The sequence below is a fragment of the Dorea formicigenerans genome (assembly GCF_025150245.1).
Classification (GTDB): Bacteria; Bacillota; Clostridia; order Lachnospirales; family Lachnospiraceae; genus Dorea; species Dorea formicigenerans.
Window position 1 is genome coordinate 3,115,453 of sequence record NZ_CP102279.1, and the last position, 21,871, is coordinate 3,137,323.

Sequence of the window (21,871 nt, forward strand, 5' to 3'; positions counted from 1 at the left end):
AGAGAGGTAAGAAGTATGGCTTTAAATGATAACATTAAAAAAATCAGAGAAGAAAAAAAATATACACAACAACAACTTGCCGATAAACTGTACGTATCACGACAAACTGTATGCCGATGGGAGAACGGTTCAAGATGTCCAGATCTAATTACAGCAAAAAAGTTAGCAATGGAGCTTGGAGTCACTTTGGATGAACTTATATCTGATGAAGATATCACAGATATTCAATCAAAATATGGAATATGGAAGTTTGATAGGGTAAAAGAAAGGGAAAAAATTCAGATGATGCAAAAAAGGATCCTAGATTTTATAGAGATTATAGGAGGTATATTTTTAGCAATTTCTTTGTTGCTAAGAGTTCAATTTGATATGAAAGTACCAGCGTGGATTACGATAATATGTATTTTAATAGTGACAGTAACATTTTTGTTTAATTTTGTGCTGGCAAAAAAATTGGATAGGAAGTAAAAAATTTCAAGTATTTGTAAAAAGAACAAAAAGCGTTAGAGCATGTAGAAAAATCCATCTATATGCTCTATTTTTTTTATGTTTTTTTCAAGAAAGAAATCTAAAAGTAGGAAGAAAGGAGAAAAAAGTGAAGATAAAGATAAGATCGCCTTGCAGATAAAACAGGTAAAAAAAGGTCTGAATAAAAGGGAAAGGAGTAGAGCCAAACGCTTACAGACCATAAGAAAAAGCGTTTGTTCACACATTTGATTATGGCTTTTTTTAGCAGTGCAATCAATATCCTTCAGACACTGGTCGTTGCAATCGGTGCCGGCCTTGGTGTCTGGGGCGTAATCAACCTGATGGAAGGTTATGGAAACGACAACCCGGGTGCAAAATCCCAGGGAATTAAGCAGCTGATGAGCGGTGGTGGTGTTATCCTGATTGGAACACAGCTAATCCCGCTTCTGAGTGGATTATTTGGTTAAAAGAAAGGAGTAGAGATCCATGTTCAGTCAGATTTTTGATGCGATTGAGGAATGGATGAGGGAACTCTTAACCGGGATGATCACTTCCAACCTGGATACGATGTTTACTGATGTCAATCAAAAGACTGGTGAGATCGCTACCCAGGTTGGACAGACCCCGCAAGGGTGGAACGGCAGCATATTCAGTATGATCCGGAACTTATCGGATTCCGTGATCATGCCGATCGCAGGTATTATTATCACACTCGTACTCTGCTACGAATTGATTTCTATGCTGACCGAGCGCAACAACATGCATGATATTGATACCTGGATGTTTTTCAAGTACTTCGTAAAAATGTGGATCGCGGTTTATCTGGTGAGTAACACATTTACGATCACAATGGCGGTATTCGATGTGGGCCAGCACGTAGTTAATTCTGCAGCTGGTGTTATCAGCGGAAGTACCGCCATTGATATTTCTTCGGCATTGACGGATCTTTCCGCAACCCTGGAAAGTATGGAAATCGGAGAACTTGTTGTATTGGCGCTGGAAACCCTTATCGTTGGCTTCTGTATGAGAATCCTGTCTGTACTGATCACAGTGATCATGTATGGACGTATGATAGAGATTTACCTATATACCTCAGTTGCGCCGATTCCATTCGCAACTATGAGTAACAGAGAATGGGGACAGATCGGCACGAATTATTTCAGAGGACTCTTTGCCCTGGCTTTCCAGGCATTTCTGATGATGGTATGCGTTGCAATCTATGCAGTGCTTGTTGCAGGTATCCAGTATTCAGATAATCTGAGTTCTTCATTATTTGGCGTTATGGCTTACACGGTGATCTTATGTTACAGCCTCTTTAAGACGGCATCCTTAAGTAAGTCGATATTTAACGCGCACTAAATTACAGGAAGGAGTGAAAATCATGGCATATGTCAGCGTACCGAAAGATTTAACGAAGGTAAAGAATAAAGTAGCATTTAACCTGACCAAAAGACAGCTGATCTGTATCGGGATAGGTGCTGCAATGGGAATTCCAAGCTATTTTCTCTTGCGTAATGTGATGGGAAACAGTAATGCAGCAACGGTCATGGTGCTTTTAATGTTACCGGCATTTTTATTTGCCATGTACGAAAAAGACGGGATGCATCTGGAAGATGTTCTGATGCATATGATCCGGGTGAAGTTTCTTCGTCCGCCCGTCAGAAAATATGAAACTGAAAACTATTATGAGACAGATCCGGAACAGATCAGACAGTCTCCGGATGCAGGAAAACCGAAAGGAGGAAAAACGGTTGCGAAAAAAGAAAAATAAGAAAACTGTCGCAGATACCGGATACAAAAAAGTAGACAGAAAAGAGAAAAAGAAAAAAGAAAAGCAGGAAGAGAAACGTAGGCAGAAAAAACTGTCCGTCCAGCAGTCGATCGCTTATAAGGAAATGGGAAGAGATGGAATCTGCAGGGTACAGGGAAAAACTTATTCTAAGTGTATCCGCTTTTATGACATCAACTACCAGCTGGCTCAGAATGAAGATAAAAATGCAATCTTTGAAAACTGGTGTGATTTCCTCAATTACTTTGATGCCAGTATCCATTTTCAGCTGAGCTTTATCAATCATAAGAGCAGCATGAAGGAGTTTGAGCAGGTGATCCAGATCCGGCCACAGGAGGATGCTTTTGATGATGTTCGCATGGAATATGCCAAGATGCTGAAACAGCAGCTGGCGAAAGGGAATAATGGACTGGTGAAATCAAAATATATCACCTTTTCCATCGAAGCGGATAATATCCGGGAAGCAAAGCCAAAGCTGGAACGTATTGAGTCGGATATCCTGAACAATTTCAAGATCCTTGGAGTTCCGGCTTATCCATTGAATGGGGTGGAAAGACTGCAGATTTTATATGAGACTTTCAATCCAGATAACATGACAGACTTCCAGTTTGATTATGGTTCCATGATCCGTACAGGACTCAATACCAAAGATTATGTGGCACCGACCAGTTTTGTATTCAAGGACAGAAATACATTCCGCATGGGAAATACCATCGGGGCAGTCTCTTATTTGCAGATCCTGGCACCGGAGCTTACAGATAAGATGCTTGCAGAATTTCTGGATATTGATAAGAACCTGATCGTCAACCTGCATGTTCAGTCTGTGGATCAGATGAAAGCAATCAAGCTTGTAAAAAGCAAGGTTACGGATATCAACAGGATGAAAATTGAAGAACAGAAAAAAGCAGTCCGGGCCGGATACGATATGGATATCATTCCATCGGATCTGAACACGTATGGCGGAGAAGCTAAGCGTCTGTTAGAAGACCTGCAGTCACGAAATGAGCGTATGTTCCTTGTAACAGCGCTCTTTTTAAATACAGCAAAGACCAAACAGGCACTGGACAATGCCATCTTCCAGACTGCCGGAATTGCACAGAAATACAACTGTGTACTGAAACGTCTGGACTATCAGCAGGAAGAAGGACTGATGAGCAGTGTTCCGCTGGGAGTCAATCATATCCCCATCAAACGTGCACTGACCACGACCAGCACTGCTATCTTCGTACCGTTTACCACTCAGGAACTTTTTATGGCAGGAGAATCCCTATATTACGGATTAAATGCACTCAGCAACAACATGATCATGGTGGACCGCAAGAAACTGAAAAATCCGAATGGCCTGATCCTTGGTACTCCTGGATCCGGTAAATCCTTTGCTGCCAAAAGAGAGATCACCAATGCTTTCTTTGTTACGAAGGATGACATTATCATCGGAGATCCGGAAGGTGAATATTATCCGCTGGTCCATGCACTTGGCGGACAGGTAGTACACATCTCACCAACCAGTAAGGATTATATTAATCCGATGGATATCAATATGGATTATTCCGATGATGACAATCCACTTGGTGTAAAATCCGATTTTGTCCTGTCCTTATGTGAGCTGATCATGGGAAGCAGGGATGGTATTGAAGCAGAGGAAAAATCAGTAATCGACCGTTGTCTTCCACTGGTGTATCAGAAGTACTTTGCAGATCCAAAACCGGAAAATATGCCGGTCCTTGGTGACCTGTATGACTGCCTCAGAAAGCAGAAAGAACCCCAGGCCCAGAGAATTGCAACAGCACTGGAAATCTATGTAAATGGATCACTGAAAGTATTCAACCATAGAACCAATGTGGAACTGAATAACCGTATTGTCTGCTTTGATATTAAGGAACTTGGAAAGCAGCTGAAGAAAATCGGAATGCTCATCGTCCAGGATCAGGTATGGAACAGAGTTACGATCAACCGTGGCATCAAATCTACCAGGTACTATATCGATGAATTCCACCTTCTGCTCAAAGAAGAACAGACAGCAGCTTATTCTGTAGAAATCTGGAAGAGATTCAGAAAATGGGGTGGTATTCCAAGTGGTATCACCCAGAATATCAAAGATCTTCTTGCCAGCAGGGAAATTGAAAATATCTTTGAGAACAGTGATTTTATCCTGATGCTGAACCAGGCTGCAGGTGACAGACAGATCCTTGCAAAACAGTTGAATATTTCCCCATATCAGTTGTCTTATGTGACGAATTCCAGGGAAGGAGAAGGACTTCTTTTCTATGGAACAACAATTATTCCATTTAAGGACAAGTTCGATAAGAACTTGAAGCTGTACAGTTTGATGACTACAAAACCGGAAGAAGTTGAAAAACGAGAGAAAGAAATGGAGGCGGAAAAGCATGAAGGAAATCGATAAGATCCGAATCAGGCAGTGGAACCAGGATAATCCTTACATTCAGATGAAAAATCTGGAAAATGCACAGCCTGGATACCGTGTTCATACAGTCAATGATGATCATCATCTGTATGAACTTCCGCTGGAAACACAGAACATTATCCTTGACTGGGTATTCTGGAATTTTTATCCGGCACAGAAAATCTATCCGCATCTTACCAGTGATGATCTGAAAGAAGTTCTGTATAAACGTACCCAGATCCATCTGCACAACAATCAGTTCAAGGAGGCTATGCTGATCAATGGTTTCTGGCCGAGAGATCCGAGTGAATTGAACTGGGTATTTCATATCCAGGCGAGCTCTCCAGCAATCAGGACACAGGCAGATGGGTATCCTGGTATCCCGATTATTGGACGCCAGGAACTAAATGAGTACAGAAAGAAAAGTTGTGCCAGGAGGTGATGACCTATAGCCGGAAAAGAATTTAAAGGCAAAGATAAAAAGGTCGCAAAGATGACCAGAGATGGTCTGACAGAAGAAAATCTCCGTGATGGTAGTGTAAAAGACATCAGTCACAGGAGCCGAGGGCGACCGGAAAATAAAGAAGAATTTGTTCCGGAACGGGAACGAAAAAAGGCTGGGAATGAAGATTCAAAATCGGGAAAAGGGAAACGACTGCAGATGGAAAAGATCCGGAAATCATCTGTCCGGCAGGAAGCTGTTGAGGATACAGTTGAAGTTACACCGGAAGAAAAAGTATCTGGATATCGAAAGAAACTGCATCGCCATGAAAAAATCCCGGATGATGATAACAATCTGAACAGCCAAAAGAAATCCATTCGGAAGAAGCAGCTGCAAAAACAGATGACCAAAGAACAGGCAAAAGCCGGAAGATTATCCTTTGATGATGAAGGAAATCAGATGGTGAAAGGTGCTGGCATGAAACCGGGAGGGACAGCCGGGAAATACATTGCTACACAAGCTGTTATATCTGGCATGAAAGCAGTCACTTCCGAAGAGGAAGAAACAGATGAAAATGCAGGTGTGGAAAGTGCCAGACTTGCAGAGCGTGAAACAGAAGCTGCGTTACGTGGCCTACGTCATGCTCAGATCCGCAGCAAACGAACGGATGTGAAAACCCATCGCAGAGGTTATCGTGAGGCTACTGTAGAAAAGAAACTGAAATTTGGTTCTGCAGAAAGTATGGAAGGAGTCAAACATGCAGAATCGGTAAAGAACGCTGAGCAAAAGAGACATTTCTATAACCGCTTCTTTCAGAAAAAACGATATAAGGATGCATACCGGGCAGCCAGAGCCGGAAAATCCGCTGGCAGTCTAGGTGGAGCGACAACCATTACCGGTGTCGAGAACATGACGGTGAAAGCAAAGATTGCCTTGAAAGAGATTATAAAGCGTAATCGTGCCATGTTCGCAGGCATCGGTATTTTTGCGCTTCTTTTTCTTGTCATAGCAGTATCTCTGGGGAGCTGCAGTGCCTCTATTGAGGGTGCTGGATCTGTGATCGGTATTACAACGTATCCAAGTTCAGACGAGGATATCTATGCTGCCGAAAACAGATATGCCGCTTTGGAAAGTGCCTTGAATCAGCAGATCAATGAGATGGAACGAAGACATCCAAATTATGACGAGTATCAGTACAACATTGCTGAGATTGGTCATAATCCATACCATCTTATCTCGTATCTTACCGCAAAATACGGGGACTGGACGTACTCAGATGTTGAAAACGAGCTGCAATCTCTTTTTGAAGCACAATATCATCTGAATACAGAAGGTCGAACAGAAACGGTGACAGAAACCAGAAATGTTCGCGTTGGAGAATCATTGGGACAGGTAGTGACAAGCGGATATTGTAATTGTCGAATCTGTTGTGGTGTATGGTCCGGAGGTCCAACTGCCAGTGGTGCATATCCAACTGCAAACCATACCATTGCTGTAGATGCTTCCAATCCATTTGTGCCGATTGGCACTAAGGTAGTAATGAATGGTGTGGAATACACAGTTGAGGATACCGGAGCCTTTGCACGATATGGTGTCCAGTTTGACGTTTACTATGATAACCATGCTGCAGCCTCTGCTCATGGACACCAGACCTGGGAAGCTTATATCGCAGATGACAATGGCAGTCAGGAAGTAACCGTTACCAGTACAAGCACCAAGAAGATTCTGTATGTGACACTGACAAATGGAAGTTTTGATGCTGTGGCAAGAGCCAATCTGAATGCAGAACAGCTGATTATTTACAATGCGTTAAATACGACCTATGGAAACAGAAATTATCTGTGGGATGTAAACAATGTGACCAGTGGATCAGGCGGTAATGGAATGAGCTATGAGATTCCACCGGAAGCACTGCAGGATGAAGAATTTGCCCGGATGATCCGAGAAGCGGAAAAATATCTGGGAGTACCTTATGTATGGGGTGGTTACTCTCCGTCCGGATTTGACTGCTCAGGATTCGTATCTTATGTCATTAACCACTGTGGTAATGGCTGGAACTATGGACGATTGACCGCAGATGGATTAAGAGGCGTATGTACTTATGTATCACCGCAAGAAGCAAAACCAGGAGATCTGATCTTCTTCCAGGGAACGTATAACACATCCGGTGCAAGCCATGTGGGTATCTATGTCGGTAACAATATGATGATCCATTGCGGGGATCCGATCCATTACTCAAATATCAGCACATCCTACTGGCAGCAACATTTCATGTGCTTTGGAAGACTGCCATAAAGGGGTGAACGAAGGGAGGTGAAAGTTTGAATAAAAAGATTAAAAAATATCTGGATGAGATTGCCAAGACAGAGAAAAAGATCGCGGATCTGCAGCAATATCTTAGGGGTGTCCAGGCTGCATTAAAGCAGGAAGAGGACAATGAGATGATCAGGTGCATCCGTGGTATGAAGATGGATAATGATCAGTTATATGATCTTTTGGATGGTATCCAGAGTGGAAAAGTTAAATTTCAGGTAAGCAGGGAGTCTGACGATGAAGGTTCAGGCTCCTTTGTATTCACAGAAGAAAATAAGGAGGAATATCAGAATGGTGAAATGGAAGAAAATGAATAAGAAAATGGCAGGACTGCTGTTGGGAGTCATGATGCTTTTTACAGCATCAACCACAGCATTTGCCTATGTGGATGAATCGGCAGAGGCATCCAAAGTAGAGACAACTCAGACGGAACAGTCAACAGACAAAGAAGAGAAAAAGGACGAGGCGACAAACACAAACGAGGTGCTGCCGGAAGATGGAACAGACAAGGGAACTGCATTTACGACACCTGGCAATGGTGAAGTCAAGGATGACATTACCGATGATTCCACAAAGGAATTTCTTACGGTTACAACGAAGAATAACAACACATTCTATATCGTGATCGACCGTAGTGCCACATCACAGAATGTCTATATGTTATCCCAGATTGATGAGAATGATCTGTCCGAATTTCTGGATAAAGACAGCACTGCTACTGTCGTAACACCACAGCCAGATAAATCAAAGGTAGTGCTGGATGAAACAAATAATGAGGATGTAGACAAGGAAGCTACCATTGATCCGGAGAAAACAGCATCTGCAAAAACCAATATGGGTGCAATGGCAACAATCCTGATTTTGGCTCTCGGCGGTGTGGCAGCTTACTACTACTTCAAGATCTATAAACCTAAAAAAGAGGAAGATGAGGATGATCAGCCGGAAGGTTTGGAAACAGGTGGACTGGAAGAAGTTCCGGATGAGGAAGAGTCTGAAGACGAAGATTTTGAAGAAAATGAAAAATAAATAAACTTTTTTAGTGGAGGGGGCTGTAAAACATGCTCTCTCCGTTTCGTTATATGAAGGAGGTAATACATCATGTATTTAGTAATTGCAGAAAAACCAAGTGTATCAAGAGCAATCGCAGAAGTGATTGGAGCACAGGAACGAGAAGACGGATATTTACAAGGAACCGACTGTATGGTCAGCTGGTGCTTCGGACATCTGGCCGAATATGTTTCACCGGATGCTTACGATGAGAAATTTAACCAGTGGAGATATGAAGATCTCCCGATCATCCCGAAAGACTGGAAAGTTACAGTCTCAGAAGATAAGAAAGATCAGTTCTATATCTTAAAAAGACTGCTCAACAGTCCGGAAATTGAATACGTCGTAAATGCCTGTGATGCCGGACGTGAAGGAGAATTAATCTTCAAACATGTCTATGACTTATCCGGAAGTAAAAAGCCGGTGAAACGATTATGGATCAGTTCTCTGGAAGATTCAGCAATCCTTGATGGAATGCAGCATCTGAGATCCGCAGAGGAATACCGACATCTGGCCGAAGCTGCTGTATGCCGTTCTCAGGCTGACTGGCTGGTAGGAATGAATGCAACCAGAGCTTATACCACAAAGTACTTCAAAAAGCTGACCGTTGGAAGGGTTCAGACACCGACACTTGCCATGTTGGTGGAACGTGCCGGACAGATCAGCAATTTCCAGAAAGAAAAGTATTTCAATGTGGAACTCGATTGTGATGGAATTCCGGCTGTAAAGCCAAAAATCTTTGATCCGGATGAGGCGGAACAGTTAAGAAGTAGATGCCAGGGAAGTGAAGCTATTGTCACAGCAGTAAAAGAAACGGAAAAGAAAGTAAAAGCACCAAAGCTTTATGATCTGACCACACTGCAGAGAGAAGCAAACCGTATCTACGGAATGACAGCCAAACAGACACTGGATACCGCTCAGAGCCTGTATGAAAAGAAACTGATCACTTATCCAAGAACGGACAGCCAGTATCTGACCGAAGATATGGAGCAGACAGCAAGAAATGTGGTTCGTCAGATTTATGAGAAATATCAACTGACAGGTCCGTTTGATCAGCCGGAGCAGCCAGATGTGAAGAAAGTCATGAATAACAGCAAGGTGACAGATCACCATGCAATCATTCCAACGATGGAACTTGCATCCTGCCATCTGGATGAATTGAAATCCTGGGAAGAAAAGATTCTTTTCCTGATTGCAGTCCATACGGTCATGGCAATGAGTAAGGATCACATTTACCAGGAAACAGAGATTGAAGTGGAATGCCTGGGAGAAATCTTCAAAGCAAAAGGAAGAACTGTGTTGCAGGATGGATGGAAACTCTTTGAAAACTGCTTCAAGAATAAGGATCGCATGGCAATCGTAGATCCGGATCAGGAAATGAAAGAGAGGATGCCGAAAGTAACCCAGGGACAGACTTTCTATGCTGTAGCTGCAGAAAAGACAGAACATTTTACATCGCCACCAAAACCATACAGTGAAGATACTCTCCTTGCAGCAATGGAAACTGCTGGAAATAAGGAATTCGATGAAGACACAGAAAAGAAAGGATTAGGAACTCCGGCAACAAGAGCTGGTATCATCGAAAAACTGATCTATTCCCAGTATGCCACCCGAAAAGGGAAACAGATCCTTCCAACAGATGATGGAAAAGTCCTTGTGGAGATCCTGCCAGACTTTCTGAAATCTGCAAGTATGACTGCAGAATGGGAAAATCAGCTGCTCTTGATGGAGCATGGAGAGATTGCACCGGAACAGTTTATGACCGAGATCAAAAACATGCTGACCATGATGCTGAATGGATGCGATGCGATTTCCGAAGAAGAAACAAGAAGATTTCAGACCAGAGAAAGCATTGGAACATGTCCGGTATGTGGAAGCCTGGTATATGAAAGCAAAACCAACTTCTATTGTAGCAACCACGATTGTCACTTTGCTCTCTGGAAAGATAACCGCTATCTGCAGAGCATGGAAAAAACCATGGATAAAAAGATGGCTGCAGAACTTCTGAAAAGTGGATGTGTGCATGTAAAAGACCTGTATTCCAGAAAGAAGAATATGTACTTTGAGGCAGATCTTCATATGGATGCAGATGAAACCGGAAGGGTGAATTTTTCTTTATCCTTTCCCAAAAAGAAACCAAAAAACAAAAGCAAAAAGAAATAAGAAAACAGATTAGAGGAGGAAACGAAGAATGAATTTTAATGAATTTGTAAATGAAGTAAAGGACAATATCAGACTCTTTTTACCGAAGGATTATGAGAATGCTGAGGTGTCAACGATGGAGTGTCAGAAACTGAACCGTGCCTATACGGGATTGATGGTGAGAAAAGAAGGGGAGATGCTTACTCCAACAATTAATCTTAACCAACTGTATGAAGCATATAAAGCACAGCCTGGCGTAACAATGGAAACTGTATGTAGAAAGATTGCAGATATAGTCATTGAGGCACCGATACAGGTTGATCTGAAATCCATTTTAAATTATGAAGATGTGAAGGACAAGCTGTTTATCCGTGTATCATCAGCCGAAGCAAATAAGGAAGTCCTCGAAAATGCGCCACACCATCTGAAGGAAGATCTCGCAATCACCTATCATGTGGCAGTAGGCAAGGATCAGGATGGATTAAGTTCCATGTTTATCAAGAATGATCTGCTTGAACAGTATGGAATCTCTGCAGAACAGCTTCATGAAGATGCGATGAAAAGTTCACCGCGTGTCATGGCTCCGGAGGTATCAAGTATAGGTGCATTGATAGATGAAATGTACCAGAAAAATATTCTCATGCTGACACCGGATGAACGTGAAATGCTGCAGGAAACATTGCAGGAATCAAGCGAGATGCCGACATTCTTTGTTGTTACGAATACAGACAGAATTGATGGAGCCGGTGTGATCTTTTATCCGGAATTCATGGATAGCATGGGGGAACTTCTTGGAAATGATTTCTTCATTTTGCCATCATCCATCCATGAAATGCTGGTCTTGCCAGATGACGGGCAAGTGGATGCAGAAATGTTAAGAGATATGGTAAAAGAAGTCAATGCGACTCAGGTAGCACCAGCAGAACGCCTTACCAATGATGTATATCACTTTGACACAAAGGATCACGTCTTTGAAAAAGCCGACAGATTTACAGAACGTCAGAAAGAAAAAGAAGCGCAGGCTGCAAAAACAGAGAAAGCAGGAAAAGAACAGCCGGATCAGAAACCGAAAACAAAGAAGCACGATATGGAACTCTAATATCAAGCATGAAACCCGTTAAATGAGCAAACGCCCTGCGGCATAAGGAAATGTCGTGGGGCATTTTGAAAAGGAGAAGATTATGACGAAAGAGAACATTAAAACAAATACAAGCTTAAGATACAGCCAGTATCGAAAAAGATTATCACACACATTTTCGTTTAAAAAATTGAAGAAGCAAATTGAGACGTTACATGATCAGGAATTTATTATAAATGTGCCGATTGGAGGTGTTGCTGATGGCAGATAAATTAGAACAGGTAGCAATTCGTATGGTGGAACAGCCACCACTTTATAGTAATGAACCTATGAATAATCCAGATGTAGCAATTCGTGTTATGAATGAATTTCTTTCCCAGATGGATCGGGAACTCTTTTGTATTGTTAATTTACAGGCAGATTTAACACCGATCAATATGAATATCGTATCTGTAGGATCGCTGAATGAAGCATTAATTAATCCAAGAGAAATATTTAAGAGTGCAATTCTTTCGAATGCTCATTCAATGATGCTCATTCATAATCATCCGTCCGGAAATCTGACACCATCTACATCGGATATCCAGACTACAGCAAGAATGCAGGAATTAGGGGAATTGATGGGGATTTCATTGGTTGATCACATCATTACAGGACGGAATGGGAATTACTATTCCTTTCGAGATAAAGGAGAATTTCCAGATAGCAGGGTTCGTTTTTCTACTCGTGTTGAAGATATTGATCTGACTAAAGGAATGGTGACTGAAGCCACCGCACCCTATGAAGAAGTAACAGATACAAAAGAAAAGGGTGACGTAAGAGATATTCCAACAGTGCAGACAGCAACAATTCCATTACCGGTTCAGGGAAAAGATATGGACAGCATTATGCAGTCACTGGAATCCGGTGTGGAAGAACTTTTTACAAGTAACCGCTATCAGGAATTTCTTAAAACCATGGCAAAGTTTCACAATTATTCCTTTAATAATACAATGCTGATCGCCATGCAGCGACCGGATGCCACACTTGTTACCAGCTACAAAAACTGGCAGTCCATGGGTAGACAGGTCATGAAAGGCGAAAAAGGAATTACAATCATTGCACCGGCACCATATAAGAAAATGAAGGAAAAAGAGGTTCTGGATGAAAATCAGCGACCGATCATGGGAACCGATGGAAAACCTAAGACTGAACAGGTGGAAGTTACAGTTCCGCATTTTAAAGCAGTTACCGTCTTTGATATTGCTCAGACATCCGGGGAACCAATCCAGACACTGGCACCGGAATTACTGACTGCAGCTGTACAGGATTTTGATTCTTTCATGCAGGCTATTCAGAAAATATCCCCAGTGCCGATACGATTCGATGAGATCGATGGCAATGCCAATGGATATTATCACAATGCAGATAAGGAAATCGTGATCAAAAAAGGACTCAGTGAAAGCCAGACCTTAAAGACTGCTATTCATGAAACTGTCCATGCTAAACTGCATGACAAGGAAATCATGGAAAGCCTGGGTGTAGAAAAAGACCGTCTGACAAAAGAGGTTGAAGCAGAATCTGTTGCTTACTGTGTGTGTTCTTCCTTTGGTTTGGATACATCGGATTACAGTTTTCCTTATATTGCAGGGTGGAGCAGCAGCCGGGAAATGAAGGAAATGAAAGCATCTATGGATGTGATCCGCAAGACAGCCGGTGAAATGATCGATCAGCTTACAGAAGAACTGGAAATCATTCTTGAAGAAAAACAGAAAACAGAATTACATGAAAAATACGGCATTCTGGTAGATGCACTGGAAGCAGCCGGATACCGCTATGATTATCGGGAAAGCGAACCGGGACATATTGTACTGGCACCGGATGGGACACATGAAATTGCCGGGTATTTGCAGTTTGAATCATGGGGAGATATCAAAGACTGGCTGGAAGATACGATTGCAGAAGGGACGGATGTTTCGGAGAGAGTTGATCGGGCTATGTACCCATTTAAGTATGATTATACCCTAGAGGAAGAAATGTTCAGAGGTAATGGTGACCTCTATGCGATTTATCATGTGGATGAAGACACACCGGGAAAACAACATTTATTTATGAATATGGCAATGGTCAAAGAAGATGGAATTACAATCGATGCAGAAAATTATAAATGTGTCTATTCTGGCAGATTACATGAAAATGAAAAGCTGGATGATTTGTACGCTATGTTCAACGATAATCCACCGGCAGATTATAAAGCACATGCTATGTCGGTCAGTGATGTTATCATTACAAACCGTGGTGGGGATATGCAGGCATATTACGTGGATCGATTTGGATTTGCAGAACTTCCAGACTTTGCAGCACAAAGAGAAAAAATACTCGATATTGTCCCGGAAATAGAAAATGTGGATTATGAAAATGATCTTACATGTATCAGCTTTTATGCGGTTGAATGTGCTGAATTTCCTGTAATGGGTGAAGTACATTATGACCTGACATTACCAGAAGCCTTGGAAGCTTATGAGAAAATCCCATCAGAACGTATGCATGGACTGAAATGTGTTGGCTTTGATCTGAAAGACGGAAGTGATTATGAAGGAATGCAGAGTCTGATGATTGAAGGAAAAATACAGAAAGAATTTTTGAATTCGATTCCTGGATTTAGAGAAAATTCTTATGTGCAAAATGCAATCAGTCGTGTGGAAAAATACTTGGAAGAAAGACATCCAAATGTGGAAAATCCTCTGGAATCCAATAAGAAAGTGGATAACGAAAAAAATATAAGAGAAGAAAAAAACGAGAAGGAGCTGAATATACAGATGAAACCAATACCGAAAAAGAAAAGGGGGGAAATGAGCCTATGAGAAATGTAAACCTGGAAGAAAACGAACTGACTATTACTGCTATCTTCCAGCAGCACACAAAGGAAGAAACAATCCAAACACTGAAAGAAGCTTTGGAAGTTTTGGAACAGGAAGAAAGTGATCCTGAGAATGATGAAATAATTGAGATCATCAATTCTACAGTTGGAAAATTACAGCAGATCGAAGACAAATACTACTATTCTCTGGATCTGAATTATTATCTGAATAACTTGGAGGATGATGCCTATGAAGCTTAATCAATTTGCAGTCTACCGAGTAGATCAGCAGACAGCAGGAAAAGCACTGTGGCATCTGCCATATCAAGAGGCAAGACAGCAGAATGTGTCGATTACTGTCGAAAATTACCGATTAATCTCGATTCATGAAATGCAGGAAAATGAAAAAGTCGCTGACATCTGGAAACGGACGAAAAATCAATGCGAAGTCAGTGACGTGCTCGTATTGAACAAGAATGGAGAAATCAGCTGCTACTATGTAGATGAGAACTATCCACAGTATCTGGCCGGATTTATTCGTATCAACACATCCGGTGCACTGATCACTATGGAAACTGAGAATTATCAGATTGATGGGAAAAAGGGGAACTGGATTGCAACAGACACCGTCATTATTGATGGAAAACAGTTTTATTTGATGGAACATCAGGTATACCGAGATCAGGCCCAGGGTGTTATCCTGGATGCTTATGGAAAAATGGTTGTCGAAGAATGTAAGAAATTCGATGAAAAGACAAAACAAAAGATTCATGATTACATCCAACAGCAGGTACCGCTAAATCCGGTCGAACAGCTAAAACAAGATGGTAAAATCCGTCTGGAACATTACCAGAAATTCTACCAGAACGGCACTTATGAACGAAGCAGAGAATCTGGTACAGAAGCTAACTATGATATGGTGGACGGTCTGGTGAATAATCAGAAGAAGAACCTGGAAAAAATTTCTGATGCACGCAACAACAAACAGACGTCCCGAAATCAACAAAATAATAAACCTAAGAAACGAAGGTCCGTAATCAAACGACTGCATCAGAAACAGATTGCCATTGCTCGCCGGTCCGGAAAGCCGATACCAAAGTACCTGGATCAGGAAATGGAAAGAAAGCGGGGATAGAATATGCGAAGGTTAAAGTGTGAAAAAGAAACGATTATTCTGACTAATGAAGATGATGGATTCTATGATGTGTATACCTTCAATCAGAGCTTGCAGAAACGGTTGAGGTCTTTTGCGGAGAAGTATCCGGATGATTGCTGGTTGAAAGGATCTTCGGAGGATGGTAGTGAAACGTATATGATTAAAAAAGGGCGGTTATCATTGAATTTAAGACCACCCTATTCCAAGGATAGAATTCATAAAGCAACCGAACGAATTATTGAAGAACAGAAAGAGCAATCGAAGGATTCATAGAATGCGATTTAAGAGAAAAAAGCCTCATGACCATGAGAAAAAATGAAAGCAAAATACGTTAGCTGATAAAGTGTATAGGCTCAAAAGGGAAAGTGCCCTTTTGGGCCTTTTTAATTTAAAATAGTTCTAAAGAACAAGTTAACAATCTGTAGATTCTGTATGTTTTAAAGATCAATCGTTATACTAATTTTAGACCGAATTATCGTTCTAAAGGAGGTGTCACAATGGATTTAAAGGCGGTTGGTCAGAGAATAAAAGCTGCAAGGGAAGCTAAGAATCTTACACAAGAAGAATTGGCAGGACTGGTAAACTTGAGTCCAACTCATGTAAGTGTTATAGAGAGAGGACTGAAAGTAACAAAACTTGATACTTTTATTGCGATTGCAAATGCATTAGATGTTTCAGCAGATACACTATTGATTGATGTTGTGACACATTCGGTTAGCGGCGTTACGAATGAATTATCTGAAATGATAGAGAAACTACCTAAAGAAAAGCAACAGAGAATTATCAATGCAGTGAGAGCATTGGTGGAATAAATACGTGAATAAGAAGATGGAAGGGCTTATTGCTCTTCTTTTTTATTTGGTTTAACGTGAAAATATGATATAGTAGTTCTAAAGACTTATATATAATTCTGAGGAACTTGATAAAATGAAGAAAAATAATATAACACTTGTATTTGTTGCTATCGTTTTTTCGATTATTGTTGGAATGATAATTGGAAAAAGCTTATTAAAGTATAAAGAAGGTGATCCAGATGTAGTTGGCAGTTTTTCTATGAATAGAGATGAAAATCTTACAGTAGTTGCTAACAGAAAAAATATTTCTGATAAAGAAGCATTTGCAAGACTGCTTTTAAAAATGTATAAAGAGAATTCATTTCATTCAATAAAATTTTCTACAGATCATGGATATGCAACCAGCCTTGATATGACCGTATATTCTTGGAAAGAAGATATCGAAAATGGCGAATCCATTATGCAGATAGAATTTAGACCAATTGAATATGGAAAAGATTATGATCTTGTTCATAATCCGGATAAATATGTGCTTTTTATCGATGGAACAGAAATAAAATGAAATATATAGATATGCAGATAAAGCGCAGAAAAAGAGGATTGCTCAACACAGGAGGATATTTTCAATTACCCTCAAAATGATAAAAGCGAGGCAGCGGAAAATCCGTTGCCTCATTTCAGTATTATGACAATTAATCTAGTTCCGCCCCTAACTCATACCTCCAATATTCTGCCGCTTCATACTCTCTAGGTTCTGAGAGTACTGGTACGGTAAAGAGTTCAACCGGAACACCGAGTGTTGATGCGAAGAGTTTCATAAGATCCTCTTTTGGTGTTCGGACATCGCCTTCATATTGAGCAATCCGGACATCAGCACAGCTGTCGGGAAATCCAACAGCTATGCCAAGTTCTTTCTGGGTGAGATGATTTTTCTGTCTTAAGTGTTTTAATTTTCTTCCAAATGTAATCATAGTATTATTCTCCTGTACTTCCAAAAGCCCCGGTTCCTCGTTCATTACCAAGGTCCAGGACAAAATCTGCGATCACGACCGGTGTAATCACCAGCTGACCGACGCGTGTGTCTTTATGAATGGTCTGAGAAGATGTGCTCACATTGCTGATAATGGCATGAATCTCACCACGGTAACCGGAATCAATCGGTGGAAGTTCGCATACCAGTCCTTTTGCTGCCATGCTGCTTCGTGGAAAGACATATCCGGCAAATCCATCTGGGATGATGAGACCGAATCCAAGTGGAATTCTTGCAACCTCGCCTGGTTTTAATACGCAATCATAAGGCATGAATACATCCGCACCGGCATCATTTTCATGTGGTCGGAAGGGATGATGATCTGCTTTCAGACCAAAGTCAATCAGTTTAATCTTTATGGCTGCTCACCTCCTTCCTGATGAGCAATGGATAATCTTCTTTTAAGATATCAGCAGGAGTCCAAAGTTTTGAAATAGGATTCTGGCAGGACATCTGTTTTTCCATGCAGCTTCCTCTCTGACAGAATGGACCGGTAAGATCCGGTGCAAAAAGGATTGGGCTCAATTTGTGCAATCTTTGCCAGATCTGTAGCATCACAATCCTTGTTTCATCCGTATTTCTTCGGCAGGTTCTTTGGCCAATCATATGCTTCCACTGGTAAGGTGTCGCGCTGATGATCAGTACGTTTCGAAGTCCCTGAGGTGTGGCATATCCGGCTGAATCATGATCAATGCCTAAGGCACAAAGCTCTGCATAATGATCCAGATCTGACTGACAGCTTTTCTTGTAAATATCCTGGATTTCTTTATCTGCTTTCATGATTCCATATGGAATAGCAAATGCAGCATGACCGGAATAATTGCTGTACTGCAGAGATGCACTCATGTATTTCACTTCGTTCTGATGCCTGGTGATCTGTGCCAGGAAGCGTCTGCTTGCACCAACAACAGCCACGGAAATGACCATGAATTTCTGTACTGTTGGATGCGGAAGTCCTGCAATGTTTTCTACGGTTTTCTGACTGTAGGATTGATGGTAAAGCTCCATCAGATCTGCCATGTTCTGGATCGTATGACCGTGTTGTGTGAGCCTGGCAGCAAAGACCATATTCTGTTCTGCTTCCCGGATTCCATAGCAGTTTAAGATAGCTGTTTCAATGTGATCCATAGGCCTGTTCCTCCTTTACCAGAGCTTTTAAAAGGATAAGATAATTGATGCAGTCTGTGATTTTTTCATCCCACTGTTCCATGTCAAAATGTAACAGAGTGGAATAACACATATCGTAAAGGGATACGACATGTTTCGACATCATACCGGCCAGTGCTGCTTTTGGATCGCAGTTTTGTAAGGCGGCAGCAATCTTGAATGCACTGAGGCGGTCAATATTGTCACCGGTATATTCTTTCTTTTTATGTGCCAGAATATCGGCACACTTTCTCATCTGAAGTTCAAATACAATATTAAATTCTTCTTGTGTCATGTGATAGTTCCTCCTTTGTTTTGTGATGGTTATCGTTCGAGATCCTTGGTTTTTGATCTTACTGGTTCCGGAATCTGCATCTGAAGAATGGCATCAACATTCTGATCGGCAGTATCCAGATCTTTTAATTTTTCTTTCAAGCTGCTTATTGCTTCTTCTTCGGAAGCTATCTGCTGTTGCAGTTTTTCTTTTTGTAAAGTCAAGGTTTTTAGGCTTGTCATCTTTCCATCCTGATAAAAGGATTTCAGCCAATCTCTGGCTTCTTCATATTTCTGAATTTCCTTCGCATGTTCTTTCCGGTACTTTTCTTTGTACTTTGATTTTGAAAACTGGGAATAAACTTCTTTATTTGCATAGTACTGTCCGGTATAACGGATCTGATTGTTGAGGATCCTTAGATCGGAACGATGCTGAGCAACCTGTGTCTGCATTTCTTTTAGTTCTTGCTTTGATGCAAGCAGTGTGTTTTTCAAATCTGACTGTGTATCAAATCCATGTTCTTGCACATAGATAATGGTATTTGCCATTTGCTGCAGGTTAGAAAGTTTTACCCGATGAGCATAAGCCGGGCTCTGCATTGCTTTCACATTTGTCTGGAGATTTACAATCAGGCGCAGGTGAGATCTGATGTAGAGAATGGCCAATGGATCCTTGCGTAAGAAGGTCTGTTTCAGGTATTCTTTTCCATATCGTGTTCCCAGTGCACGTTCAGTAATCCGCTTCTGTCGATCAGGATGAAGATAGCTGTATCTGCCACGATGCTCAATCACAGAGATTTGAAATTGTTCCAGAAGTTTGGATTGGAATTCATCAAAACTATTGGATGTGGCAGCACATTCATCAATTGCATTTCGCAAATATTCTTTCTGTGTAAGGAACACGGTGGATGTTGGCTTGAGACCATCTTCGATGATTTTCTGATTGATTTCATCTAATTTTTGCTGACCATGTTTCTGTGCCATATACTCTTTCTGAGTGATTTTTTTCTCAGCCGGTGCAAGAAGATCTATTTGGTGAAGTCCTTCCTGTTGGCACCGATCCATGACGGTTTTCTTAAAAGTGTTCATGAATTTATCAGTGGATCGATGCTTGTAACCGGCGGCTTCCTCATGTGGTTTATCCATATAAGGCCGCCTTTCCACTACAGTCTTTCGCACACTGTTGATGACGATATGAGTATGAATATTTCCGGATTCATTGTGACCATCAGTATGAGTAACCACCAGTGCCTGATATCCGGGAAACATCTGCTTTGCAAGGTCCAAACTGATTGCCTGTGCTCTCTCTCCGGTAAGACCGTTTTCTGTAACATCGGCTGGATCGTAGCTGATAATGTAGTGGTGACTTTTGATATCTTCACGTTTCTTATTTTTGTGAAAATGAGCATTTGTCAGTTCACATTCCTTGTCAAAAGACATCGGATCACAGTTCAGTCCATCCATATAAAACTCTTTTCGTAGGATGCTTCGTCCGGATTCATCTACTATCTTTTTCCCGGTTTTTTCATCATGTTCAAACAGAAGGTAATTGATAGCAGCCGAGTAATTTGCATTTCTGCTTTTAATGTGTTTTACGATTGCCATTCATACCACCTGCCAGTTTCAGTACCTCTTTTCTCAATAGGAATAAGTCCGTGATGCACTGATGGATTTCATTTTCTATAGCACGAGACTGACTGCCACCACTGTTAAAATGCTTGGCGATCTGATTGAGATTCGATCCGATTTTTCCATATTCACTGACCAGTTTTCTGAGATCATTCATGTCTGCAACAACTTCAATCTGATGATGGATTTGCTTTTCCAATAGAAGTTTCCTCAGATATTCTGATCGGCTAACAGATAAACAAGCAGCGCCTTGGTCTAATAAATCCAGTTCGACATCTGTAAGACGTAATCCTATAAAATGTCTGTGATTCAGTTCTTTATCTTTGTTTTTTGTTCTCATACTCCTCCTTTCGCTGAGACTATTCCTCCCGCCGGGAATCCACGTATTTCAATATCGGCTGTCCCTTCCGATATTAGAAATAGTGCTGTGAACACCTTTAGGTGGAACCAACAGACAAGTGAAACGTCTGTTATTGAGAGGGTATGGGGAGATCCCCATCAAGATAAATCCCATAGGAGAACAGGATGCCAAATGGCAATACTGTTAAACATGGGTGGATCTTGCTCTGTATGTGTACCCCTCTATATAACGAAACGCTGAGAGCCTGTTTTACAGTGGGGGAAAAGAAAAAATATCAAAAAAATGATGATTAATGGTGAGCTTGTGATAGAATGAAAAAAAGAGAAAAGCATAAGTGTTGGATATATGCTTCGCATTGATTGCTGGGGAGCTGAAAAAGATTTAAAAACCACATATGGATCAGAATGTGCGCTTACTTCATTGGCTGTGGATGAGCCTTTAGAATATGCAAGATTATATCTCGATGGCAATTTACAGATGTGGATAGATTCAGAAGATTCACTTGAATTATAGAACAAGAATAACGGGTAGAAAACTTCTGATGCCCATTTTACAAGGGGTTCGAGTTTTTTATGTCTGCTGGCGCTATTTCTCTGCTGGAGTACTATTTTCGGGATAATGGCGAAAGGCTTTAGCGGTATAGTTAGAAGCACCGTTTCCATATTTTGTATTGGTTATGGTTTTTATATAATCGCTGGAATAATAGTCAATTGTAGAGCAAATGAAATAGACACAGGGGATTAAGGAAGAGTTGAAGGCAGATAAACAGATGGAATGGGTAGCAAATAAATACTATACAAGAGTGTGAAAAGGGAATTTTGAATAAGGAGATGATTTGGCAATAAGGTGCAGTAATCTGGTGGAAAGCAAGTCTGAAAATGGCTTGCTTTTTGCTTTACAATGTGGTTAGTTGATGTATATAATTATGATAAAGAGATAAAATTGATTTTTATATTTTGG

The 21,871-nt window shown here is 41.1% G+C and carries 25 protein-coding genes; 19 read left to right on the forward strand and 6 right to left on the reverse strand.

Annotation, left to right across the window (positions count from 1 at the left end):
• The first annotated feature begins 15 nt into the window (after nt 1–15).
• The 18 genes from NQ560_RS15185 to NQ560_RS15270 all read left to right on the forward strand — a co-directional run bounded on the left by NQ560_RS15185 (nt 16) and on the right by NQ560_RS15270 (nt 17,034).
• Complete coding sequence (locus NQ560_RS15185) at nt 16–468, forward strand: helix-turn-helix transcriptional regulator (protein WP_040015701.1); 453 nt, start codon at nt 16–18, stop codon at nt 466–468.
• 251 nt (nt 469–719) lie between these two features.
• Entirely contained in the window at nt 720–935 is a 216-nt protein-coding gene (locus NQ560_RS15190; RefSeq protein ID WP_005334815.1) for a Maff2 family mobile element protein, read from the forward strand.
• Nucleotides 936–954: 19 nt separating this feature from the next.
• Nucleotides 955–1,827 (forward strand): VirB6/TrbL-like conjugal transfer protein, CD1112 family, encoded by an 873-nt coding sequence (locus NQ560_RS15195; RefSeq protein WP_005334814.1) that lies wholly within the window; start codon nt 955–957, stop codon nt 1,825–1,827.
• A gap of 22 nt (nt 1,828–1,849) precedes the next feature.
• Nucleotides 1,850–2,239, forward strand: coding sequence for a PrgI family protein (locus NQ560_RS15200; RefSeq protein WP_005334813.1), 390 nt, complete (start codon nt 1,850–1,852; stop codon nt 2,237–2,239).
• Complete coding sequence (locus tag NQ560_RS15205; RefSeq protein WP_005334811.1) at nt 2,190–4,661, forward strand: VirB4-like conjugal transfer ATPase, CD1110 family; 2,472 nt, start codon at nt 2,190–2,192, stop codon at nt 4,659–4,661. The genes NQ560_RS15200 and NQ560_RS15205 overlap by 50 nt, the downstream gene beginning before the upstream one ends.
• A complete protein-coding gene (locus NQ560_RS15210; RefSeq protein ID WP_003864573.1) occupies nt 4,645–5,103 on the forward strand; it encodes a hypothetical protein in 459 nt (152 codons plus the stop codon). Before NQ560_RS15205 ends, NQ560_RS15210 begins: the two co-directional genes overlap by 17 nt.
• 51 nt (nt 5,104–5,154) lie before the next feature.
• Nucleotides 5,155–7,398 (forward strand): C40 family peptidase, encoded by a 2,244-nt coding sequence (locus NQ560_RS15215; RefSeq protein WP_005334807.1) that lies wholly within the window; start codon nt 5,155–5,157, stop codon nt 7,396–7,398.
• A gap of 26 nt (nt 7,399–7,424) precedes the next feature.
• Nucleotides 7,425–7,733: a DUF4315 family protein gene (locus NQ560_RS15220; protein ID WP_005334805.1), complete on the forward strand. Its 309-nt coding sequence runs from the start codon at nt 7,425–7,427 to the stop codon at nt 7,731–7,733.
• On the forward strand, nt 7,708–8,442 hold the full coding sequence (locus NQ560_RS15225) for a CD1107 family mobile element protein (protein WP_005334804.1): 735 nt from the start codon (nt 7,708–7,710) through the stop codon (nt 8,440–8,442). Before NQ560_RS15220 ends, NQ560_RS15225 begins: the two co-directional genes overlap by 26 nt.
• Before the next feature lie 72 nt (nt 8,443–8,514).
• The gene (locus NQ560_RS15230) at nt 8,515–10,626 is read left to right on the forward strand and encodes a DNA topoisomerase 3 (RefSeq protein ID WP_005334803.1); all 2,112 of its coding nucleotides are present in this window, start codon (nt 8,515–8,517) and stop codon (nt 10,624–10,626) included.
• 28 nt (nt 10,627–10,654) lie between these two features.
• Nucleotides 10,655–11,704, forward strand: coding sequence for a DUF5688 family protein (locus NQ560_RS15235; RefSeq protein ID WP_005334802.1), 1,050 nt, complete (start codon nt 10,655–10,657; stop codon nt 11,702–11,704).
• Nucleotides 11,705–11,786: 82 nt separating this feature from the next.
• Nucleotides 11,787–11,954, forward strand: coding sequence for a hypothetical protein (locus NQ560_RS15240; protein WP_005423587.1), 168 nt, complete (start codon nt 11,787–11,789; stop codon nt 11,952–11,954).
• Nucleotides 11,944–14,526, forward strand: a complete 2,583-nt coding sequence (locus NQ560_RS15245) for a JAB domain-containing protein (protein WP_005334800.1) — start codon at nt 11,944–11,946, stop codon at nt 14,524–14,526. Before NQ560_RS15240 ends, NQ560_RS15245 begins: the two co-directional genes overlap by 11 nt.
• Nucleotides 14,523–14,783, forward strand: a complete 261-nt coding sequence (locus NQ560_RS15250; RefSeq protein ID WP_003864553.1) for a transposon-transfer assisting family protein — start codon at nt 14,523–14,525, stop codon at nt 14,781–14,783. The genes NQ560_RS15245 and NQ560_RS15250 overlap by 4 nt, the downstream gene beginning before the upstream one ends.
• Nucleotides 14,773–15,657 carry a YodL domain-containing protein gene (locus NQ560_RS15255; RefSeq protein ID WP_005334798.1) on the forward strand — a complete coding sequence of 295 codons (885 nt, stop codon included), beginning with the start codon at nt 14,773–14,775 and terminating at the stop codon, nt 15,655–15,657. The genes NQ560_RS15250 and NQ560_RS15255 overlap by 11 nt, the downstream gene beginning before the upstream one ends.
• Before the next feature lie 3 nt (nt 15,658–15,660).
• The gene (locus tag NQ560_RS15260; protein ID WP_005334797.1) at nt 15,661–15,951 is read left to right on the forward strand and encodes a hypothetical protein; all 291 of its coding nucleotides are present in this window, start codon (nt 15,661–15,663) and stop codon (nt 15,949–15,951) included.
• 224 nt (nt 15,952–16,175) lie between these two features.
• The gene (locus NQ560_RS15265; RefSeq protein WP_005334796.1) at nt 16,176–16,490 is read left to right on the forward strand and encodes a helix-turn-helix domain-containing protein; all 315 of its coding nucleotides are present in this window, start codon (nt 16,176–16,178) and stop codon (nt 16,488–16,490) included.
• A 115-nt stretch (nt 16,491–16,605) separates the two neighbouring features.
• The gene (locus NQ560_RS15270) at nt 16,606–17,034 is read left to right on the forward strand and encodes a hypothetical protein (protein WP_005334795.1); all 429 of its coding nucleotides are present in this window, start codon (nt 16,606–16,608) and stop codon (nt 17,032–17,034) included.
• Between the two features lie 130 nt (nt 17,035–17,164).
• Here the strand turns inward: NQ560_RS15270 and NQ560_RS15275 are convergent, their stop codons facing one another.
• The 6 genes from NQ560_RS15275 to NQ560_RS15300 are packed head-to-tail and all read right to left on the reverse strand — an operon-like array spanning nt 17,165 to nt 20,890.
• Complete coding sequence (locus NQ560_RS15275; RefSeq protein WP_005334794.1) at nt 17,165–17,443, reverse strand: helix-turn-helix domain-containing protein; 279 nt, start codon at nt 17,441–17,443, stop codon at nt 17,165–17,167.
• A gap of 4 nt (nt 17,444–17,447) precedes the next feature.
• Complete coding sequence (locus NQ560_RS15280) at nt 17,448–17,861, reverse strand: dUTP diphosphatase (RefSeq protein WP_040015613.1); 414 nt, start codon at nt 17,859–17,861, stop codon at nt 17,448–17,450.
• A complete protein-coding gene (locus tag NQ560_RS15285) occupies nt 17,851–18,630 on the reverse strand; it encodes an FAD-dependent thymidylate synthase (protein WP_005334787.1) in 780 nt (259 codons plus the stop codon). Before NQ560_RS15285 ends, NQ560_RS15280 begins: the two co-directional genes overlap by 11 nt.
• On the reverse strand, nt 18,617–18,943 hold the full coding sequence (locus tag NQ560_RS15290; RefSeq protein ID WP_003864545.1) for a hypothetical protein: 327 nt from the start codon (nt 18,941–18,943) through the stop codon (nt 18,617–18,619). Before NQ560_RS15290 ends, NQ560_RS15285 begins: the two co-directional genes overlap by 14 nt.
• A gap of 29 nt (nt 18,944–18,972) precedes the next feature.
• Nucleotides 18,973–20,526 carry a relaxase/mobilization nuclease domain-containing protein gene (locus NQ560_RS15295; RefSeq protein ID WP_040015612.1) on the reverse strand — a complete coding sequence of 518 codons (1,554 nt, stop codon included), beginning with the start codon at nt 20,524–20,526 and terminating at the stop codon, nt 18,973–18,975.
• Nucleotides 20,504–20,890, reverse strand: a complete 387-nt coding sequence (locus tag NQ560_RS15300) for a plasmid mobilization protein (RefSeq protein ID WP_005334781.1) — start codon at nt 20,888–20,890, stop codon at nt 20,504–20,506. Before NQ560_RS15300 ends, NQ560_RS15295 begins: the two co-directional genes overlap by 23 nt.
• Nucleotides 20,891–21,241: 351 nt before the next feature.
• Between NQ560_RS15300 and NQ560_RS15305 the strand changes: the two genes are divergently transcribed.
• The gene (locus NQ560_RS15305) at nt 21,242–21,424 is read left to right on the forward strand and encodes a DUF6061 family protein (protein WP_052302926.1); all 183 of its coding nucleotides are present in this window, start codon (nt 21,242–21,244) and stop codon (nt 21,422–21,424) included.
• Nucleotides 21,425–21,871: the final 447 nt, after the last annotated feature.

What these genes read in the sequence shown, in the direction of transcription:
- NQ560_RS15185 (WP_040015701.1), top strand. Translation starts at nt 16, where the DNA reads ATGGCTTTAAATGATAACATTAAAAAAATCAGAGAAGAAAAAAAATAT.
- NQ560_RS15190 (WP_005334815.1), top strand. Translation starts at nt 720, where the DNA reads ATGGCTTTTTTTAGCAGTGCAATCAATATCCTTCAGACACTGGTCGTT.
- NQ560_RS15195 (WP_005334814.1), top strand. Translation starts at nt 955, where the DNA reads ATGTTCAGTCAGATTTTTGATGCGATTGAGGAATGGATGAGGGAACTC.
- NQ560_RS15200 (WP_005334813.1), top strand. Translation starts at nt 1,850, where the DNA reads ATGGCATATGTCAGCGTACCGAAAGATTTAACGAAGGTAAAGAATAAA.
- NQ560_RS15205 (WP_005334811.1), top strand. Translation starts at nt 2,190, where the DNA reads ATGCAGGAAAACCGAAAGGAGGAAAAACGGTTGCGAAAAAAGAAAAAT.
- NQ560_RS15210 (WP_003864573.1), top strand. Translation starts at nt 4,645, where the DNA reads ATGAAGGAAATCGATAAGATCCGAATCAGGCAGTGGAACCAGGATAAT.
- NQ560_RS15215 (WP_005334807.1), top strand. Translation starts at nt 5,155, where the DNA reads ATGACCAGAGATGGTCTGACAGAAGAAAATCTCCGTGATGGTAGTGTA.
- NQ560_RS15225 (WP_005334804.1), top strand. Translation starts at nt 7,708, where the DNA reads ATGGTGAAATGGAAGAAAATGAATAAGAAAATGGCAGGACTGCTGTTG.
- NQ560_RS15230 (WP_005334803.1), top strand. Translation starts at nt 8,515, where the DNA reads ATGTATTTAGTAATTGCAGAAAAACCAAGTGTATCAAGAGCAATCGCA.
- NQ560_RS15235 (WP_005334802.1), top strand. Translation starts at nt 10,655, where the DNA reads ATGAATTTTAATGAATTTGTAAATGAAGTAAAGGACAATATCAGACTC.
- NQ560_RS15240 (WP_005423587.1), top strand. Translation starts at nt 11,787, where the DNA reads ATGACGAAAGAGAACATTAAAACAAATACAAGCTTAAGATACAGCCAG.
- NQ560_RS15245 (WP_005334800.1), top strand. Translation starts at nt 11,944, where the DNA reads ATGGCAGATAAATTAGAACAGGTAGCAATTCGTATGGTGGAACAGCCA.
- NQ560_RS15250 (WP_003864553.1), top strand. Translation starts at nt 14,523, where the DNA reads ATGAGAAATGTAAACCTGGAAGAAAACGAACTGACTATTACTGCTATC.
- NQ560_RS15255 (WP_005334798.1), top strand. Translation starts at nt 14,773, where the DNA reads ATGAAGCTTAATCAATTTGCAGTCTACCGAGTAGATCAGCAGACAGCA.
- NQ560_RS15260 (WP_005334797.1), top strand. Translation starts at nt 15,661, where the DNA reads ATGCGAAGGTTAAAGTGTGAAAAAGAAACGATTATTCTGACTAATGAA.
- NQ560_RS15265 (WP_005334796.1), top strand. Translation starts at nt 16,176, where the DNA reads ATGGATTTAAAGGCGGTTGGTCAGAGAATAAAAGCTGCAAGGGAAGCT.
- NQ560_RS15270 (WP_005334795.1), top strand. Translation starts at nt 16,606, where the DNA reads ATGAAGAAAAATAATATAACACTTGTATTTGTTGCTATCGTTTTTTCG.
- NQ560_RS15275 (WP_005334794.1), bottom strand. Translation starts at nt 17,443, where the DNA reads ATGATTACATTTGGAAGAAAATTAAAACACTTAAGACAGAAAAATCAT.
- NQ560_RS15285 (WP_005334787.1), bottom strand. Translation starts at nt 18,630, where the DNA reads ATGGATCACATTGAAACAGCTATCTTAAACTGCTATGGAATCCGGGAA.
- NQ560_RS15290 (WP_003864545.1), bottom strand. Translation starts at nt 18,943, where the DNA reads ATGACACAAGAAGAATTTAATATTGTATTTGAACTTCAGATGAGAAAG.
- NQ560_RS15295 (WP_040015612.1), bottom strand. Translation starts at nt 20,526, where the DNA reads ATGGCAATCGTAAAACACATTAAAAGCAGAAATGCAAATTACTCGGCT.
- NQ560_RS15300 (WP_005334781.1), bottom strand. Translation starts at nt 20,890, where the DNA reads ATGAGAACAAAAAACAAAGATAAAGAACTGAATCACAGACATTTTATA.